The sequence below is a fragment of the Bradyrhizobium sp. LeoA1Lang genome, assembly GCF_055413685.1.
Window position 1 is genome coordinate 1 of record NZ_JBVAPG010000466.1, and the last position, 681, is coordinate 681.

Here is a 681-nt window from a genome sequence, read left to right on the forward strand (position 1 = left end):
GGCGACGCCGGTCTGGGCGGCGCTGCCGGCGACGGACCCGGATGTGCGCGCCCTCGGGCTGAGCTCGCGCCATCTCGCTTATGTGATCTACACCTCGGGATCATCCGGCATGCCCAAGGGCGTCATGATCGAGCATGCGAGCACCGTGAATCTGCTGCATTGGAGCAGCGGAGTCTTCGCGGGCTCAGAGATCAGCCGCATGCTGTTTTCCACCTCGATCAATTTTGATCTGTCGGTCTACGAGTGCTTCGTTCCGCTTTCGCAAGGACGCACACTTTATCTTGTCGAGAATCCGCAGGCGCAGGCGCAGGCGTCGTTGGATGTCTCTATTATCAACACAGTACCCTCGGCGATCGCCGCTCTGATCGATAAGAAAGCCGTACCGGCTTCGACGAGCGTCATCAATTTGGCGGGCGAGCGGCTGAAGGCAGCTCTGATCGAGAAGATTTTCGAGAGCACTCGCGTAGAAAAGATTTGTAATCTGTACGCGCCTTCCGAAACAACGACCTACTCAACCTGGATCTGCATGCGAAGGGCAGACGCTGTCGTTGAGACGATCGGCCGCCCGATCGCGAACACGCGAATCTACCTGCTTGACGGTCATGGTGCGCCCGTTCCGTTTGGTGCGGTGGGGGAGCTTTACATTGGCGGGGCGGGGGTTGCGCGGGGCTATCTGAAGCG

Annotated in this window: 1 protein-coding gene; it reads left to right on the forward strand. The window is 59.5% G+C overall.

The features are described 5' to 3' along the window. Window positions 1–681: AMP-binding protein (locus ACZYOF_RS44165; RefSeq protein WP_463719646.1), on the forward strand; the 681-nt coding region annotated here is incomplete at both ends.